16 protein-coding genes are annotated in these 17,477 nt (G+C 67.2%); 10 read left to right on the forward strand and 6 right to left on the reverse strand.

Features of this window, described 5'->3' with window-relative positions; all coding sequences use genetic code 11:
• Nucleotides 1-9: 9 nt before the first annotated feature.
• Entirely contained in the window at nucleotides 10-318 is a 309-nt protein-coding gene (locus A8G18_RS14755) for a YbaB/EbfC family nucleoid-associated protein (RefSeq protein ID WP_147290701.1), read from the forward strand.
• Between the two features lie 112 nt (nucleotides 319-430).
• On the opposite strand, the gene A8G18_RS14760 is transcribed toward A8G18_RS14755, so the two are convergent.
• From A8G18_RS14760 to A8G18_RS14775, 4 genes are all read right to left on the reverse strand, one after another.
• Nucleotides 431-2,548: a catalase gene (locus tag A8G18_RS14760; protein WP_064064472.1), complete on the reverse strand. Its 2,118-nt coding sequence runs from the start codon at nucleotides 2,546-2,548 to the stop codon at nucleotides 431-433.
• 99 nt (nucleotides 2,549-2,647) lie between these two features.
• Nucleotides 2,648-3,304: a superoxide dismutase family protein gene (locus tag A8G18_RS14765; RefSeq protein WP_016931845.1), complete on the reverse strand. Its 657-nt coding sequence runs from the start codon at nucleotides 3,302-3,304 to the stop codon at nucleotides 2,648-2,650.
• A gap of 52 nt (nucleotides 3,305-3,356) precedes the next feature.
• Complete coding sequence (locus A8G18_RS14770; protein WP_016931846.1) at nucleotides 3,357-4,109, reverse strand: Clp protease N-terminal domain-containing protein; 753 nt, start codon at nucleotides 4,107-4,109, stop codon at nucleotides 3,357-3,359.
• Between the two features lie 9 nt (nucleotides 4,110-4,118).
• Complete coding sequence (locus A8G18_RS14775; protein ID WP_064064473.1) at nucleotides 4,119-5,579, reverse strand: wax ester/triacylglycerol synthase domain-containing protein; 1,461 nt, start codon at nucleotides 5,577-5,579, stop codon at nucleotides 4,119-4,121.
• Between the two features lie 213 nt (nucleotides 5,580-5,792).
• Between A8G18_RS14775 and A8G18_RS14780 the strand changes: the two genes are divergently transcribed.
• The 5 genes from A8G18_RS14780 to A8G18_RS14800 all read left to right on the forward strand — a co-directional run bounded on the left by A8G18_RS14780 (nucleotide 5,793) and on the right by A8G18_RS14800 (nucleotide 10,646).
• Complete coding sequence (locus A8G18_RS14780; protein ID WP_016931848.1) at nucleotides 5,793-6,848, forward strand: ABC transporter substrate-binding protein; 1,056 nt, start codon at nucleotides 5,793-5,795, stop codon at nucleotides 6,846-6,848.
• Nucleotides 6,849-6,869: 21 nt separating this feature from the next.
• Nucleotides 6,870-8,219, forward strand: coding sequence for an LLM class flavin-dependent oxidoreductase (locus tag A8G18_RS14785; protein WP_064064474.1), 1,350 nt, complete (start codon nucleotides 6,870-6,872; stop codon nucleotides 8,217-8,219).
• Nucleotides 8,220-8,244: 25 nt separating this feature from the next.
• Entirely contained in the window at nucleotides 8,245-9,135 is an 891-nt protein-coding gene (locus tag A8G18_RS14790; protein ID WP_064064475.1) for an ABC transporter permease, read from the forward strand.
• Nucleotides 9,111-9,833 carry an ABC transporter ATP-binding protein gene (locus A8G18_RS14795; RefSeq protein WP_016931851.1) on the forward strand — a complete coding sequence of 241 codons (723 nt, stop codon included), beginning with the start codon at nucleotides 9,111-9,113 and terminating at the stop codon, nucleotides 9,831-9,833. The genes A8G18_RS14790 and A8G18_RS14795 overlap by 25 nt, the downstream gene beginning before the upstream one ends.
• Before the next feature lie 96 nt (nucleotides 9,834-9,929).
• Nucleotides 9,930-10,646, forward strand: a complete 717-nt coding sequence (locus A8G18_RS14800) for an SOS response-associated peptidase (RefSeq protein WP_016931852.1) — start codon at nucleotides 9,930-9,932, stop codon at nucleotides 10,644-10,646.
• 41 nt (nucleotides 10,647-10,687) lie between these two features.
• Here the strand turns inward: A8G18_RS14800 and A8G18_RS14805 are convergent, their stop codons facing one another.
• Complete coding sequence (locus tag A8G18_RS14805; RefSeq protein WP_016931853.1) at nucleotides 10,688-11,323, reverse strand: TetR-like C-terminal domain-containing protein; 636 nt, start codon at nucleotides 11,321-11,323, stop codon at nucleotides 10,688-10,690.
• A 191-nt stretch (nucleotides 11,324-11,514) separates the two neighbouring features.
• Here A8G18_RS14805 and A8G18_RS14810 point away from each other — a divergent pair, with 191 nt between their 5' ends.
• From A8G18_RS14810 to A8G18_RS14825, 4 genes are all read left to right on the forward strand, one after another.
• Nucleotides 11,515-12,762, forward strand: coding sequence for an NAD(P)/FAD-dependent oxidoreductase (locus tag A8G18_RS14810; protein WP_064064476.1), 1,248 nt, complete (start codon nucleotides 11,515-11,517; stop codon nucleotides 12,760-12,762).
• A 35-nt stretch (nucleotides 12,763-12,797) separates the two neighbouring features.
• On the forward strand, nucleotides 12,798-13,226 hold the full coding sequence (locus A8G18_RS14815; RefSeq protein WP_232284652.1) for a RidA family protein: 429 nt from the start codon (nucleotides 12,798-12,800) through the stop codon (nucleotides 13,224-13,226).
• A 221-nt stretch (nucleotides 13,227-13,447) separates the two neighbouring features.
• The gene (locus tag A8G18_RS14820) at nucleotides 13,448-14,926 is read left to right on the forward strand and encodes an MFS transporter (protein WP_064064477.1); all 1,479 of its coding nucleotides are present in this window, start codon (nucleotides 13,448-13,450) and stop codon (nucleotides 14,924-14,926) included.
• A gap of 275 nt (nucleotides 14,927-15,201) precedes the next feature.
• Nucleotides 15,202-16,461 (forward strand): glycosyltransferase 87 family protein, encoded by a 1,260-nt coding sequence (locus A8G18_RS14825; RefSeq protein WP_016931858.1) that lies wholly within the window; start codon nucleotides 15,202-15,204, stop codon nucleotides 16,459-16,461.
• 15 nt (nucleotides 16,462-16,476) lie between these two features.
• Here the strand turns inward: A8G18_RS14825 and A8G18_RS14830 are convergent, their stop codons facing one another.
• Nucleotides 16,477-17,475 carry an MDR family oxidoreductase gene (locus A8G18_RS14830; RefSeq protein WP_064064478.1) on the reverse strand — a complete coding sequence of 333 codons (999 nt, stop codon included), beginning with the start codon at nucleotides 17,473-17,475 and terminating at the stop codon, nucleotides 16,477-16,479.
• Nucleotides 17,476-17,477: the final 2 nt, after the last annotated feature.

Genomic DNA, 17,477 nt, shown 5'->3' on the forward strand with positions numbered 1-17,477 from the left:
GGAACCGTGTTGACGTATCCGGAAGAACTCTCTATCGCCGTCAGGCGCGTGCAGGACACGATCGAACGGATAGTAGGCAACGGATCGGTCCACGACATCCGTATCAGCGTCACCCCGACCGGCCGCATCGTCGCCCTCGAGATCCCACCCGAGGCGTACAACTGGTCGCCGGATGTGCTCGCGACTCGCATTACCGCCGCCCACGACCTCGCGTCCGCGGACGCCGACGAGCAGGCCCGCTACGCGCGCGTCGAGTTGGCCGACGACCCGCGTATCCGGCGCATCGTCTCGGGGATCGGGCAGCTGACCTCGAGGTGAACGGCCCGTAAATAACAACTGGCCGCAGCGATGAGAATCAGCTGCGGCCAGAGGTAACGAAAGAATAACTTGGGTCCCCCGAACTTAGGAAGGCAAGTTCAGGTGAGGTCTGTCACATGATGTCTCGTTCCCACACGCGGTGGGTAGCCAGCAGCTCCAGCACCTGCGCAACGGCCGTTTCGGGGCCGTCCACGATCTCGACACCGGGTGCCTTCAGCTCGTCCAGCGCCGCTGCCCCGGCCCCCCATGCGGCCAGTGCCTTGTGGTGGCGGAACATCTCGTCGACGAGGATCCGGACTCTCGTGTCGGGCACGGTGGTCGCCATGATCACCGCGTCGAACTCGATCGACCGGGCCGTGAGGAAGGTGCGCGAGATGGGCACGACTCCCCCGAGCATCCCGCCGTGCGGAGCGATCACGAGGGGCACGCAGTCGGCCGCATCCACGGCCTGCACGGCCGCAAGGACCTGGTCGACGTCGGTGGTGTCGTCGGCGACGATGCCGATCAGCCGACCCTGCACGGGCCACGTCTTGCCGACCTGTGCCAGCGCGGGGCTCTGCGGCAGATCGGAGACCTCGACGGCCGGCTTCGGGGCCGGCAGACCGAGACCGGCGGCCACCTTCTCGCACAGCCCGGCGTCGATGTTCGCCAGGACCTGCAGCTGCCGCTCCTTGATCGTCTGCTCGTAGCACTTGCCCAGCTCGAACGTGTAGGCGTAGGCCACGTGGTCCTGCTCGATGTCCGACAGGCTCAGATAGAACTGGCGGGCCTGCGTGTAGTGGTCGTCGAACGACCGGGAGACCTCGCGTTCCTTCTTCGCCGCCGGTACCTCCACGGGTAGGTCGACGAAGGCCCCCTCGGTGATGCCGGCCATGAACGGGCATCCCGCGTCGAGCGAGTTCGGCTTGTACGGAGCGACACCGGTGTGGACGGCGTGCTGATGGAAGCCGTCGCGGAACATGTCGTTGACGGGAGCGTGCGGACGGTTGATCGGGATCTGCCCGAAGTTCGGTCCACCGAGTCGCGTCAGCTGGGTGTCGAGGTACGAGAACAGGCGGCCCTGCAGCAGCGGATCGTCGGTGACGTCGATGCCCGGGACGAGATGGCCCGGGTGGAAGGCGACCTGCTCGGTCTCGGCGAAGAAGTTGGTGGGGTTGGCATTGAGGACCATCGTGCCGATGATCTGCACGGGCGCGAGTTCCTCGGGGACGATCTTGGTGGGATCGAGCAGGTCGATGCCCTCGAAGACCTGCTCCGGGGTGTCCGGGAAGACCTGTACGCCGAGATCCCATTCGGGGTAGGCACCCGCCTCGATCGCGTCGGCGAGGTCGCGGCGGTGGAAGTCGGGATCGAAGCCGTTGATGAGCTGGGCTTCCTCCCACACCAGCGAATGCACGCCGAGCCGCGGCTTCCAGTGGAACTTCACCAGCGCGGTGTCACCCTCGGCGTCGACCACACGGAAGGTGTGGACGCCGAAGCCCTCCATCATGCGGTAGGAGCGCGGGATGCCGCGATCGGACATGTTCCACATCGTGTGCGCCGTGGCCTCGGTGTGGAGCGAGACGAAATCCCAGAAAGTGTCGTGAGCGCTCTGCGCCTGCGGGATCTCGCGATCCGGGTGCGGTTTGGCCGCGTGGACGACGTCCGGGAACTTGATGGCGTCCTGGATGAAGAACACCGGGATGTTGTTGCCGACGAGGTCGAAAGTGCCTTCCTCGGTGTAGAACTTCGTCGCGAAGCCACGAGTGTCGCGCACCGTGTCGGCCGAGCCACGGGAACCGAGCACCGTCGAGAACCGTACGAACACCGGTGTCTCCACGTCTTTCTGGAGGAACCGGGCACGCGTGATCGAGCTTGCGGCACCCGTCGCGCGGAAGACGCCGTGGGCGCCGGCGCCGCGGGCGTGCACCACGCGCTCCGGGATGCGTTCGTGGTCGAAGTGGGTGATCTTCTCGCGGAAGTGATGATCCTGCAACAGGATCGGCCCGCGCCGACCGGCCTTGAGCGAGTGGTCGGTATCCGTCAACCGCGCCCCCTGAGCCGTCGTCAGGTACTCCCCCTGCTGGGCACGGCCGCGCGGCAGGTCCGCGGGAGTGCCGGTGGCCGTCCGCACCGCGGGCTCCGCCTGATCGGGCTTGGGCTCGGGCGGCATCGTGGGCGTCGTGGGTTCCTCCACGGGCGGCACGGTGGACGAGGGGACGCCGGGGATCTTCGGGGTGTCGTCGGGCATATGAGAACTCCGATTCGTGGCTGTCGTCGGGGCTGGACACGTCTTTTCCACGGCTACCCGGAAGGACGGCGGCCAAACGCGGGCGGCGGGGCGGTCGGGTCAGAAGTCCTCGTCGATGCAGGCGAGCCGGTCGCCGGCCTGTCCGGCCTCACCCGGTGCGGTCTTGGTGTGCTGTGCGTGGAGCACCACCGAGTCGGCTTCGCCGTCGCGGAACTCCCAGTCGACGGTCGTGGACGCCTCGGCGTTGCCCTGCGCGTCGGTGGTGATGTCGAGCCAGATCTCGTTCTGCGGATTGGCGTAGGCGGGGTCGGTGGACGGGGAGTCGGAGTTCGCCGCCGGGTCGACCCGGTTCTGGTAGTGCGGCCCCGAATCGGACGGGTTCGGCCCGCACGGCCGGGTGTGGACGTGCGCCCCGAAATCCCGATCGGGTTGCAGACCCATCACCCTGAGCGTGACTGTGGTCCGGCCGTTCTCCTCCTCGGATTCGACGTCGAAGGTCGCGCCGGCCGGCACGGCCGCCTCGTCGTAGGTGAAGGCGTTGTCGTCGTCGCCCCCCTCGTTCGGAAGACCGAAGGCATCGCCGCTCATCCCGGGCAGCGGCGTAGGCATGGCATCGGTGGTGGTGGTCGCGAGGGAAGTGGGTGGCGTTTCGACGGTGGCCTCGGTGTCGGTGGACGAGCCGTCGCTGCCACACCCCGCGGCCACGAGCGTGGCGACGGAGAAGCCCGCGACGAGACATGCGTGGCGTGTGTTCATGACTTCGACGTACCCCGGGGACGCCGTCCGCGAACCTGCCCGCGCTTGTCGCCTAGTCCTGGGTCCCGGCCTTCCGTTCCTCGGCCTTCCGGGCCTCGACGATCGCGGCGAGGTCCTCCTCGATGGTCTTTTCCACGGCGCTCTTGCTCACCCCGGCCCCAGCCAGCACACCGTCTCCGTTCTCGAGTTCGAGCAAGGCAAGGAGGATGTGCTCGGTGCCGATGTAGTCGTGTCCGAGCCGAAGGGCTTCGCGGAAGGTCAATTCGAGGGCCTTGCGGGCTCCGGCGTCGTACGGAACGAGTTCGGGAATGTCGTCGGCCGCTTCGGGGAGCGTCGCTTCGGCGGCCGCGCGCAGGGCCGCGGAGTCCACGCCCTGAGCCGCGAGTGCGCGGGCTGCGAGCGACTCGGTGTCGACCAGCAGACCGAGCAGCAGATGCACGGGCGTGATCTCGGGGCTTCCCGTGGCACGCGCTTCGTTCATCGACGCCATCACGGTGTTCTGCGCGCGTGGGGTGAACCGCGAGAACCCCTGCCCGGGGTCGAGGTCGTTGTCGCTCTTCGACACGAACCGCTTCTGGGCGGCCTGCTTGGACACCCCCATGCTCTGCCCGATCTCGGACCACGACCTGCCGGAACGGCGCGCCTGGTCGACGAAGTGACCGATCAGGTGATCGGCGACCTCGCCGAGATGATCGGCCGCGATGACGGCGTCGGACAGTTGCTCGAGGGGATCGTCGTGGACCTTCTTGATGGCGTCGATGAGGTCGTCGAGTCTGATGGGGTGGGACGGCCGAATGGGTTCCATGCGTCAACTCTAGGTTGACGCATGGAACCCGTCAACCTTTGGTTGACGATGCGAGGGCGTCGCGGCAGACAGGACGGTCTCGATGCGCGTGCCGTCGCCACCCACCGCAAGCACGTCGCCGAAGCCCTCCACCATGGACTCGACGAGGACCGGCAGGTCGGGAACGGCTGCGGAGTCGGCGTTGATGCCGATGCAGCAGTGCGTCGTGTGCGACATCAGCGTGATGTTGACCGCCGAACCGAGGGTGGGAGCGAAGGGGTAGTACCTCAGCACCTCCGCTCCGGCCATGTAGAGCGGAACCGGCGATCCGGGAACGTTCGACGCGAGGAAGTCGATGTGCTTGAGGATTCCGCCCAGAACACCGGCCGGGAGCACGTTCAACGCACCCGCGATGGCGGACGAGAGCGGTACGGCCGGTTCGTCCCGCCAGGAGCGGACGATCCGATCCACCCGCTGCATCAACGCGACCGGTTCGGCGATGTCCAGGGGAAGCGCGAACCGGGCCAGCGTGATCCGGTTCCCTCCGATCGCGTCGCCCTCCTGCCGGAGACTGATCGGCAGTGTCGTCATCAGCTCGCCGGCCTGCGTCCCGTGGCGGGCATGATAGTTCTTCAACCCCAACAGTATTCCGACGAGGAAGGCATCGTTGAGGGAGGAATCCGCTGCCCGCGCGACCCGCCGTAGTGCGTCGAGGGGCAGGTCGAGAGCGGCGACCTCACGAACCGTGCTGCGGTCGATCATCACCGGGGAACGCGTCGTGAACACCGGCCGCACGAACCGGGCCGTCGACCCGGCCGTGTCCACGACGGTACGCAGCGCCGCGACGGGATTCGCCAGCGACCTCAGGCCGGAGCGCACGAGCCACGGCGCACCTCGGCCCACCGCCTCCCCGGCCGTCGAGAGGTACCAGCCCACGGAGTCGGCGAGGTCCGATGCCGATGCCGGGGAGGGCGGAGTCTCCGGCAACGGCCCGCGATCGGTGCCGTCGCGTTCGAAGTCGACCATCTCGTTCGCGATCTGGATACCACCGATGCCGTCGGTGAGCGCATGGTGCACCTTGAGGACGATCGCGGCACGACCGTCGTCGAGACCGTCGACGATCGTCGCCTCCCACAGGGGACGGTCCTTGTCGAACGCCGACATCGTCGCGGCGCGCACGAGTGGAAGCACAGCGTCCAGTCCCCCGGCATGCGGGAGGGCGATCCGCCGCAGGTGCCAGGACAGGTCGAAATCGGGATCGTCCACCCATCGCGGTGGGGTCCGCCCGAACGGGGAGTCGGCGAGCTTGCGGCGGAAGCTCGGCACCGCACGTGTGCCGCGCTCCATCATCCGGACGAAGCGCTCGTGGTCCGGGGACCGGTCGAGCAACGCCACCGCGACGATCGTGGACCGCAGGACGGGATCGGACTCCATCCGCCAGGACATCAGATCCGTCTGCGACATGCGCCGGTCATCCGCGCTCATGCGCATCTCCCTCCCTGCCACCGATTCTCCCTCGCACGGTAATCGCTGCGAAGCACGGATATCGGCGATACCGGCCCACGAACAGGCCCGATACGCGGGGAGTCCCTTTCGCTCACGCTGACGCAAAACCTGGTTCCCCGACGGCGGATCGCTCAGGATCGGTGACGTCCTCGACTCCGTCGAAGACCTCTGCCCCTTGTCGGAACCGTGAGGAAGTCCATGCCCCGTCTACGTCGTGCCGGATCGACAGCCGTCATCGCGCTCCTTCTGACCGCGGTCGCGGCATGCAGCTCCGGGTCCCCGGGCGAGGGCCTCGGATCCGACAGCGCGCTGCCCACCGAGATTCCTGCGGGCACCAAGCTCGTCATCGCCGATCAGGGCGAGCGCCAGCAGATCCCCCTCGAGGCCTCAGGACAGCTCGAGGCGGTGCCGTTCGAGTACGAGTTCGCGACCTTCCAAGGGGCACCTTCGATCCTCGAGGCGTTCCGCGCCGACGCCGTCGACATCGCGTGGGCCGGTGAGATCATGACCGTCCAGTCCCTCGTCGCCGGCGACGACGTGCAGGTCGTCGCGGCCATCCAGACGAACAACGGCCTCAACATGGGTATCGCCCCGAACTCCTCGGACATCGAGACGCTCGCGGATCTGAAGGGCAAGCGGATCGGTTACGCCGAGGGCACCTCGCAGCAGGCCTTCGTCCTCCGCGGCCTCGACAAGGCCGGTCTGTCGGTCGACGACGTGAAGCTCGTCCCGATGTCGTTGCCGGACTTCCCGGATGCGCTGCGCTCCAACCAGATCGACGCCGCTCCGATGAGCGAGCCGGTCTTCTCCCGGTACATGCAGACCCCGGGCGCGACGTCGCTGCCGCGTCCCGAGATCGAGGACCTCAGCGAAGGCATCTCGTACCTCTACTCGAGCAGGAAGGCCCTGTCCGACCCGGCCACGGCCGCAGCCATCCGCGCCTACGTCACCGCCTACATCAAGGCGATCGACTGGGCCGACGACAACCGCGACGCGTACATCGATGCCTACTTCGTCGAGAGTCAGGGTCTGACGGTCGAGGACGGCAAGCGCATCCTCGACACCGCCGGGATCACCACCTTCCCGCATCTCGACGAGGAGCTCATCGAGATCCAGCAGCACACCATCGACGTGATCGATGCCGCCGGTGAACTGCCGAAGCCCGTCGACGCCGCCGACGCCTTCGACCTGCGTTTCGACGAGGTCGTCACCGAAGCGGTCGCCGAGACCGGCGCCTCCCACACCCGCAGCTGACCTTTCGAGGGGAAATCCGACATGACGAACCGCCAGCTCAACCTCAACGCCTTCATCTATCCCACCGGCCACCACGAGGCCTCGTGGCGTCATCCCGGCAGCGTGCCCGAGCGCCTCTACGACATCACCTACTTCCAGGAACTCGCTCGCCTCGCGGAGGGCGCGAAGCTCGACGCGGTGTTCTTCGCCGACGGCCCGGCTCTGCGCACCGAGGTGAAGTACCGGCCCGACTACGGTCTCGAGCCGATCACCACGCTGGTCGCGATGGCCACGGTCACCGCGCACCTCGGGCTGATCGCCACCGCATCGACCACCTACTACGAGCCCTACAACCTCGCGCGTCTGTTCTCCTCGCTCGACCACATCTCCGGTGGCCGCGCCGGCTGGAACATCGTCACCACCGCGACCGACGCCGCGGCGGCGAACTTCGGTCTCACGGAGCACCCCGACGTGCACGAGCGGTACGCCCGGGCACGCGAATTCGTCGACGCCGCAGTGAAACTGTGGGATTCGTGGGAGGACGACGCACTCGTCGTCGACAAGGCCGCCGGCGTCTACGCCGATCCGGACAAGATCCACCGCACCGACATCGACGGTGACTACGTCAAGGTGCGCGGTCCGTTCGGTTCGGCCCGCTCGCCGCAGGGGCGTCCGGTGCTCGTGCAGGCCGGATCCTCCAACGACGGGCGCAATTTCGCATCCACCCATGCCGAGGCGATCTTCACCGCACACCAGCGCATCGAGGACGCCCGGGCCTTCTACACCGACATCAAGACTCGCGCAGCGGCATCGGGGCGCAACCCCGATCACGTGAAGATCCTGCCCGGCCTGAGCCCGTTCATCGGTGCGACCGAGGCCGAGGCGAAGGACCTGCATCGCGAGTTCAACGAGCTGACCATCGTCGAATACGGACTCGGGCAGCTCCAGAAGATGGGGCGCGTCGACGTGTCCCGGCTCGAGCTGGACGAGAAGGTGCCGGTCGAATTGTTCTCCGGCGCAGGCGACATCACCGACAACGACAACAGTCGCCGTCTTGTCTTCGCGAAGATCGTCGAGCGCGAGCAGCCGACCCTGCGTCAGCTGCTGCACAAGCTCGCCGGTGCACGCGGCCACAACGTCGTCACGGGCACGCCGGTGCAGATCGCCGACATCATCGAGGAGTGGTTCACCCACGGTGCCGCGGACGGCTTCAACATCATGCCGCCGCAGTACCCGCAGGGCCTCGAGGCCTTCGCCTCCCAGGTGGTGCCGATCCTGCAGGAGCGCGGCCTGTTCCGGACCGAGTACACCGGCACCACGCTGCGCGACCATTACGGCCTGCCGCGTCCGGAGAGCCAGTACGCACGCGCACTCGCGGCTGCCGGCGTCTGACCGAACGGACGAAAGGACTGGAGCCATGAGCGTCTCCACCGTCGAATCCCGGCGTTTCGGCAGTGGCCCGGCCGGTGACGCCGACACCGGCCGGAAGCCCGATCCCGGCGCGACGGCCGGCCTGTCGCCCCGCACGACCCGCAGCCACCTCGCCCCCGGCAAGCCGATCAAGTGCGGCCTGGCGATCGGTCCGGTGCTGCTGCTGGTCGTGTGGATCGTCACCTCTGCCACCGGGGTACTCGACCCGAAGACCCTCTCGGCGCCGTGGACGGTCGTCACCACCGCGTGGGATCTGATCGGCGACGGGCGACTGCAGTCGAACCTGTGGACCTCCGTCCAGCGCGCGCTGATCGGTGGGGTCATCGGCGTCGCCCTCGGACTGGTGCTCGCACTGGCCGCCGGCCTGTCGCGCATCGGTGAGGCGCTGATCGACGGTCCGGTGCAGATCAAACGCTCCATCCCCACGCTGGCGTTGATGCCGCTGGCGATCCTGTGGTTCGGCATCGGCGAGGAGATGAAGATCCTGCTCATCACCCTGTCGGTGTTCGTCCCGGTCTACATCAACACCTACGCGGCGTTGCGCGGCATCGATGCCCGCTACGTGGAACTGGCCGAGACACTGGATCTGTCCCGCGCCCAGTTCGTCCGCCGCATCGCTCTGCCGGGGGCGCTGCCCGGTTTCTTCACCGGCCTGCGTCTGGCGGTGACCATCTCCTGGCTGGCCTTGGTGGTCGTCGAGCAGGTCAACGCCTCGAGCGGTATCGGCTACCTGATGTACCAGGCCCGTAACTACGGGCTGACCGAGATCATCGTCGTCGGATTGGTGGTCTACGCGATCCTCGGTTTCGGCAGCGACCTGCTGGTCCGTGCGGCGGAGAGGAAGGCACTGGCATGGCGCAGGACGATCGGCAGCTGACCGTACGCACCCGGGGTCTGAGCCGTGGCTTCGACGGAAGGGCGGTCCTGAACAACATCGACCTCGAGATCGCACCCGGCGAGTTCGTGGCGCTGCTCGGCCGTAGTGGCTCGGGCAAGAGCACCCTGCTGCGTGCCCTGGCCGAACTCGACCACGGCGTGCCGGGATCGGGAACGCTCGAGGTACCGAAGAAACGGGCGGTGGTCTTCCAGGACTCGCGACTGCTGCCCTGGGCGCGGGTGCTCGACAACGTCGTCCTCGGCCTGGACGGCGACGACGCCGCCGAGCGCGGCCGCACGGCCCTGGCGGAGGTCGGGCTCGCCGGACGCGAGAAGGCCTGGCCCACCGAACTGTCCGGCGGTGAGCAACAGCGCGTGTCGCTCGCGCGGTCGCTGGTGCGCGACCCCGAACTGCTGCTCGCCGACGAGCCGTTCGGCGCCCTCGACGCACTGACGAAGATCAAGATGCACGGTCTGTTGCAGGAGCTGTGCGCCGAGCACCGGCCCGCGGTGCTGCTCGTCACCCACGATGTCGACGAGGCGATCGCGCTCGCCGACCGTGTGCTCGTGCTCGATCACGGCTCGTTCGCCGTCGAGCTGAACATAGACCTGCCGCATCCGCGGGCCGATCACGTCGTCGAGGCGGCCGACTACCGGCGCGTGCTGCTCGAGGTGCTGGGGGTCGAGCTCTCCGTCTGAGCGACCCGCACTGTCTCTGCCGGAGCGGCCCGCTCCGGAGCGACCGATGCGAGAGAATCGACTCGTCGCTCCGGAGTCACCGACGGGAGATGCATCGTGTGTGGACGTTATGCCAGCACCAGTACCCGCGGGGATCTGCTCGCGGCCTACGACGCCGTCGAGACCGTGGGTGAGGAACTGCCACCCTCGTACAACATCGCCCCCACCCAGCGCGTGAACGTCGTACTCGAACGAGCGCCGCGCGAGGAACCGGACGCCGAACCGGTGCGTATGGTGTCCTCGCAGGTCAAATGGGGGTTGGTGCCGTTCTGGGCGAAGGACCCGAAGATCGGGTCGCGCATGATCAACGCGCGCTCCGAGACGATCACGCAGAAGCCCGCCTTCAAGGCGGCCGCAGCGCGGCGGCGGTGCGTGCTGCCGGCCGACGGTTACTACGAGTGGATGACAGGCGAGGACGGGAAGAAGATCCCGTTCTTCCTGCACGCGGACGCACCGATCTCCATGGCCGGGCTCTACGAGCTGTGGCCGAACCCGGAACTCCCCGAGGACCATCCTGACCGCTGGTTGTGGACGTGCACCGTACTGACCCGTCCGGCGACCGACGCCGCCGGGCACATCCACGAACGTTCGCCGGTGATCCTCCCCGCCACCTTCGTCGATCCGTGGCTCGATCCCGAACTGAACGATCGCGACGACGTCGATGCCCTCCTGAATTCGATTCCCGAACCCCGCCTCGAACCGTACGAGGTGAGCACGGCGGTCAATTCACCGCGCAACAACAATCCCGACCTGCTGCGACCTGTCGATTCCTGAAAGACCGGCCGTCTGCCGTTCCCCACGCCGGGCAGGAACCATCAACCGGAGGTGTCGCTGCTCGTACCGGGCAGCGGCGTGGGCATGGAGTCGGTGGACGAGTCCGGCCTGGTGGCCGCAAGAACCATCCTGACGATCCGGTCGATCTCCTCTGCCGATGCCTTGCGACCCAACATCATCGGTGCCAGGAACAGCGGCGCGGCCAGCGCGTTCACCATCGCTTCCGGCGAATGGTCGGAGTTGGCATCTCCACGTTCGATCGCCCGGCGGGCCATCGTCCGCCACGCTTCGAGAACGGGACGGTACTGCTCGAGCACGAGTTGGTTGAAGTCGGGATAGCGATGACTCGCCATGAGTGCCGCCGAGGCGACCTCGACCGGGCCTGCTGCGTACTCCGCGATGGACTCGGCGAAGGCTCGGACGTCCGATTCCCATGCGCCGGTGTCCGGCGGAGCCACCTGTCGCACGTGCATCGACACCGCTTCGACGAGCAGGTCGTTGTGTGTGGGCCACCATCGGTAGATGGTCTTGCGGCTGACACCGGCGCGGGCGGCGACCTCGACGGTGGTGAAGTCGAGTCGCCCCTCCGCGAGAAACGCCAGGCATGCCTCACCGACCGCGATCCGGACCTTCTCGCTCCGTCCACCGGTCCGAATCCGTTCAGGCTTGTCGCTCACTCCCGCTCTCCCCGCTCGAAACACAATATTAACGACACACGATGTTGACTTAGTGACCGGCGCTGTGGATGATCTACATCACATCGCCGCAGACACCGCCTCCAGCCTCTCAGAGCACACGGTGCCTGCGGAATCTCGATCGAGTCATTTCAACGGAAGGCCGGTACCCGACCGGCCGCGGAGGAGCATCCATGCACGAGAGAAGTCACTTCGACGTCGTGGTCGTCGGCGCAGGACCCATCGGCACCGCCACTGCCCGGCATCTCAGCGAACGAGGGGCATCGGTACTGCTCGTCGGGCCCGACGAACCCTCCGACTTCACCGACCACGACGGCGTGTGGGCCGGTTACTACGACCAGGGACGCCTGGCACACGTCCTCGAGGTCCCGCTGATGACGTCCCTTCTGGCGATGCGGTCCATCCGCCGGTTTCCCGAGCTGCAGGAACGCACCGGCGAACGGTTCGCGACATCCACACATTCACTGACGGTCATGCCGGACGACTCGGAGCCCAGCGGTGTGACCACATGGTTCAACCGCGCCCTGCTCGCATCCAATGCCGCCGATCTCGGTGTCGACGTCGAGCACCTCGACAGCGACCGGTTGCGCAGCGAATACCCGGAGCTGCGCTTCGCACCGGGTCATGTCGGCATCGCCCAACGCGATGATGCCTTCATCGTCAATCCACGCGGGCTCGTTCGAGCCGAGCTGGCCGCCGCAACCGAACGAGGGACCGTGGTGATCCGCGACATCGTGGACACGATCGATCGGTCCGATCGCGGGGCGATCGTGACCGCCCGTTCGGGTGCATCCTGGAGCTGCGAGAAGGTGGTGGTCGCGACCGGAGCCGCCACCAACGTCAGCGGCCTGCTCCCCCGGCCCCTGGACATGCTCACCTACGGTGCGACGGTGGTCCTGGTCGAAGTGCCGGATCCGGCCGACTTCGACATTCCTGCCATGATGTACCTGAAGGCTCCCGGCGGACGAGTGGAATTCGGCGGAATCGTCATGTCGCCCTTGCAATATCCGGACGGACGGTGGTATCTCAAATGCTCCGGCAGGAGCCTTCTCGACAACCCGCTCGACTCCGCCGAGGCGATCGCCCGCTGGGTCCGCACCGGAGGCCGCCGGGAAGACATCGCCGACACGCTCGAGTTGCTCACCGAACTGTTACCCGGCAAGAACTTCGGCTCTGCACATACCCGGCCCTGCATGGTGTGCGAGACCCCCACAGGGCTGCCCTACATCGACCGGGTGGACGACCACACGATCGTCGCGATCGAAGGCGAGCGCGGCGCCATGGCTGCGGACGAGATCGGCAGGCTCACAGCAGGTCTTACCCTCGATGGAATGTGGACCGACGGCATTCCGCATGCCGCTTTCCGAGCCCGCTGGGTGGAGGCCGAGTCGGTACGGCCGCTGCTCCCGGCGGGCGTGTGAGTCCCATGGATCCGTACGCAGAAACGACTCACACCGTGCCGAACCCGAGCGGTCCCGTCATCCCGGCAGAACTCACGCACATGTATCAGCAGTGGCACATCTCGCCGGCGGTGCGCGCAGGCAACTTCCTCATCTGTTCCGGAGTACTCGGACAGCGCCTCGACGGAACCGTTCCCGACGATCCGACCACGCAGTTCACCCTCGCATTCGAGAATCTCCAACGGGTGCTCGCGGCCGCAGGCGCCGATTGGACCCACCTGGTCGAGTTGGTCACCTTCCACATCGATCTCGAGGGCGACCTCGAAGCCTTCAGTGCAGTCAAGGAACGGTTCGTCCGGGAACCGTACCCGGCGTGGACCGCCGTGGGCGTCGCTGAACTCGGCGCCGGACCGAAACCGTCCCCCCGAGTCGAGATGAAAGCGACGGCCTATCTGGCCGATGCCGTCGCACCGCCCGCTCGATAACGATCGACCGTTCCTCGCACGTCCACACGCGGGCAGGAACCACCACAGTCCCCCCGTTACGGGGGTTCCGCTCCCCGACGGCGATGTCGGGATCGCGACTCCGCGCGACATTCCCTGTGCTGCTCCATCCTTCGGACCGCCACGCCCGCACCATGTCTCGGCCCGGGCGTGGCCGGCACGATCCCCTCATCCATCCGGGCTCCCACCTGAAAGGCCTCCCCATGGATCTCGCATCCTCCAGCGGTGACACCTTCGTCGCGACGTCGAAGGAACCGCATTCCGGTAGAAGAGGCTGGACGCCACAACTGGCGGTCTCGTTCCTCTCCATGGTGCTGGTACTCGAGATGCTCTCCTGCAGCTATCTGATGGTTTCCGTTGCACTGCCGCAGATCTCAGGTCACTTCCGAACCACCCAGGGGGTGTGGATCATCACGTCCTTCCTGCTGGTCGGGGCGGTCTCGTCACCCCTGATCGGCAAGCTCGCCGACATGCACGGCAAGCGGAAGCTGCTGCTGTGGTGTGTTGCGCTGGCAGCGGTCGGTGCACTCATCGCTGCGGTGGCTCCGAACATTGCGATCGTCGTCCTCGGCTGGTCGCTGACCGGGTTTCTCAGCCCGTGCCTGTTCCTGGTCTACTCGCTGATCCGCGATGTCTACCCGCCACGGACGGTGACGATGGCAGTGAGTATCTCGACGACCGGCATGGGCCTGGTCGCCATCCCGGCTCCCTTCGTGGCAGGCTGGATCATCGACAACTTCGGGTTCCGCGGGGTCTTCTGGTTCTTCGTCATCGGCCTGTCGCTTCTCACCGTCGTCATCCGCGCCACCACCGAGGAGTCGCCGATCCGGCTGCGATCGACGATCGACCTCGTCGGTGCAGCCCTTCTGGGCGCAGGCCTCGGCGGGCTGCTCCTCGCGATCAGCTTCGGACCGGACCGGGGGTGGGCGGCACCGTCGACCATCATCTTCCTGATCGGTGGGCTGGTGTTCGTGATCGCCTGGTCGGTGTCGGCACGGGTACTACGCGATCCCGTCATCGACCTCTCGATCCTGACGCAACGTCCTGTGGCACTGACCTCGCTCAGCTCCGGTCTCGCGTGGGCCGCCATGGCCACCTTCGTGATGATCTTGCCGATGATGATCATGGCTCCGAGCGATGTGGGTCTCGGCTACGGGTTCGGTGCCGATGCCGGCCGGTACGCCTGGTTCCATGCTCCCGAAGCCGTGATGACCCTGATCGGTGGATTCATCGTCGGTGGGCTGGCCCCGCGAATCCGGCCCAAGGCCCTGCTCGTTGCCGGGCTCACCGTCGTCACCGTCGGCAGTCTGTCACTCGCGTTGTCGCACGATTCGGCAGTGGTCGTCGTCCTGCTCGCCGCGCTCGTCGGCCTCGGCGGCGGCATGGCCTACGCAGCGACACCGAACCTGCTCATCGAAGCTGTTCCGGCTCAGCAACTTGCGACGGCCGGGGCCATCGCTTCCACGGCGGGCAACCTCCTCCCCGCTGTTCTCCCGGTTCTCGTATTCGCAATGCTGAACTCCCACATCGCTTTCGCGATCGACGGGAGCGTGCTGTATTCCGATGCGGGCATTTCCATCGGATTCGCGATGGTCGCAGGCGCGGCACTCGTCGGAGCACTGGCCGCACTCGCCATTCCCCGGATGATCCGCCGAGCGGACGCGCTCACCCCGTCCGACTGACCCGGATGCCGTACCGGTGCTGTCCTCCGGGTCCCGGGTCTCCACGAGTGCGACACGTGTGCTCCCCGCATCGTCTTCGCCACGTCACTCCTGCTCACCCGGCCCGGAGCAGCACATCGTCACCGTTCTCGTATTCGAGCGGCGCGAAGCGTAGATGCTCGATGTCGGTGCAGTCGTGTCCGAGTCGCAGGACCCGACGGGAGATCGTCTCGACGGCCGTATGTCGTTCCCCACGTCGGACGGGAACGATTGCCGGAATTGACTAAAGTTGCCGGGTGCGACATTCACCGCAGGATCCGATCGGCTCGACGACGCCTCCGCTCTTCTCCGGAAGAAGAGGCACTGCCGTTGCGGCGGTCGCGTCGCTCGTCTCCGTCGGTGTGCTCATCGCGATCCTCGTCAGGAGCGAGCTCATCGACTTCCTGGTCTACCGGATGGGCGCGCGGGTTCTGCTCGACGGCGACGACATCTACGGGCAGATGCCCCCGGTGACCGACGACTTCGCGTTGCCGTTCACCTACCCGCCGCTGTCGGCGATGCTGTTCGCTCCCCTCGCACTGATTCCCGTGACGTTCGGCAAGATCGTCTTCACCCTCGTCTCCGTCGCGGCGCTCGTCGTCACCCTGCGGGTCGTGCTGGACCGGCTCCGCCCGGACTTCGAGGCGCGGACGGCGTGGATCGTCACGGCAGTGGCGGTCGCCGGAGCGCTGCTGCTCGAGCCCGTGCGCGAGACGATCTCGTTCGGGCAGATCAACCTCGTCCTGATGGCGCTCGTCGCCCTCGACGTCCTGGTGAAGACCCCGAAGTGGCCGCGCGGACTGCTCATCGGGCTGGCCGCCGCCGTCAAGCTCACGCCCATCGCGTTCCTGTTGCTGTTCCTGCTGCGGCGCGACCGGCGGACCAGTGCCACCATCCTCGCGTCGACCTTCGGGTTCACCGCCCTCGCGTTCGCCGTGATGCCCGCGACCTCCGCGAAGTACTGGCTCGACACCCTGCCCGACACCGGCCGGATCGGCGCGGCGTACTTCGCCACCAACCAGTCCTTCAAGGCGATGATCTCCCGCTTCGGACCGCCCGAACTCATGGGTTCCGTGCTGTGGCTGCTCGCCGTCGCGGTGATGCTGCTGGTCGCGGTGGTGGCCATCCGGCGGACCCTCGCACAGGGTGATCTCGTGCTCGCCCTGCTCGCGAACGCCACGGCCGTGCTGTTGGCCTCGCCGGTGTCGTGGTCGCACCACTGGGTGTGGATCGCACCGGCGCTGCTGACGCTGTCGCCCGCGGCACGGCGCGCAACCGATCCACAGAAGCTCGCGGCGATCGCAACGGGCGTGGCACTCGTCTTCGCGATCGGCCCGCACCACCTGTTCCCCACGGGTGACGACCTCGAACTCACCTGGGCCGCTTGGCAGCACCTGCTGGGCACGCTCTACGTGACGGTCGGCTTCGGGTTCCTCCTCCGGCTCGCCTTCGGTCGTCTCCCCGGTCCGGAAGCGGTGGCACCGGAACCGCTTCCGGACGCGGAGACGTCGAAGTAGTCCCTCGTCCGGATGTCAGGCGGTGACGTCGACGACCACCCGGCCACGCACCTTGCCCGCCAGGATCTCCTCGGCGAGTCGCGGGACGTCCGAGAGCGGTTCGACGCGCGACAGCGAATCCAGGGTGCTCGCAGGAAGATCGCGGGCGAGGCGTTCCCACGCCGACCGGCGGAGCTGTGCCGGCGCCATCACCGAGTCGACGCCCAGCAACGCGACGCCGCGCAGGATGTGCGGCAGCACCGTCGCATCCGGCATCGACGGCGATTCGGTGAGACCACATGCGGCCACCGCACCGCCGTACCGGATCTGCGACAGCACGTTCACGAGCGTCGAACCACCCACCGCGTCCACGGCGGCATCCCAGCGTTCCTTGCCGAGGGGCCGGCCCCTGCCCTGCAGTTCGGCGCGGTCGACGAACGACGACGCACCGAGTTCGCTCAGGAAGTCGTGGGTCTCGGGACGGCCGGTCGCGGCGACCACCGTGTGTCCGGCGGTGGCGGCGAGCGCGACGGCGATCGACCCGACGCCACCTGCCGCGCCGGTGACGAGCAGTTCCGCATCCGATGCGATCCCGTAGCGTTCGAGCGCGTCGAGGCACAGGGCGGACGTGTAGCCGGCGGTGCCGACGGCCATGGCGTCGCGGGTGGAGAAGGCGTCGGGGATGCGCACGAGCCATTCGGGCTTCACACGCTGGCGCCGGGTGTACCCGCCCGACTGGGTCTCGGACAGGCCCCATCCGTTGACGACGACGCGGTCGCCGGGTTTCCAGTCGGGATTGCCGCTCTCGAGGATGGTGCCGGCCAGGTCGGCTCCGGCGACCAGTGGGGTGCGTCGCGCCATCTTCTGCGGCCCCGCGATCACGAGACCGTCCTTGTAGTTCAGCGACGAGTACTCGACTTCGACGAGAACATCGTGGTCGGGAAGGTCGGCGTCGGTCAGTTCGCGGAACTGTGCCACCTGGCCGTCGTCGGTGTCGTCGACGACCAGGGCACGGAAGGAGGACGGCTGTGTCATGG

It is taken from the genome of Rhodococcus gordoniae (genome assembly GCF_001646655.1).
In the GTDB taxonomy this organism is placed as follows: domain Bacteria; phylum Actinomycetota; class Actinomycetes; order Mycobacteriales; family Mycobacteriaceae; genus Rhodococcus; species Rhodococcus gordoniae.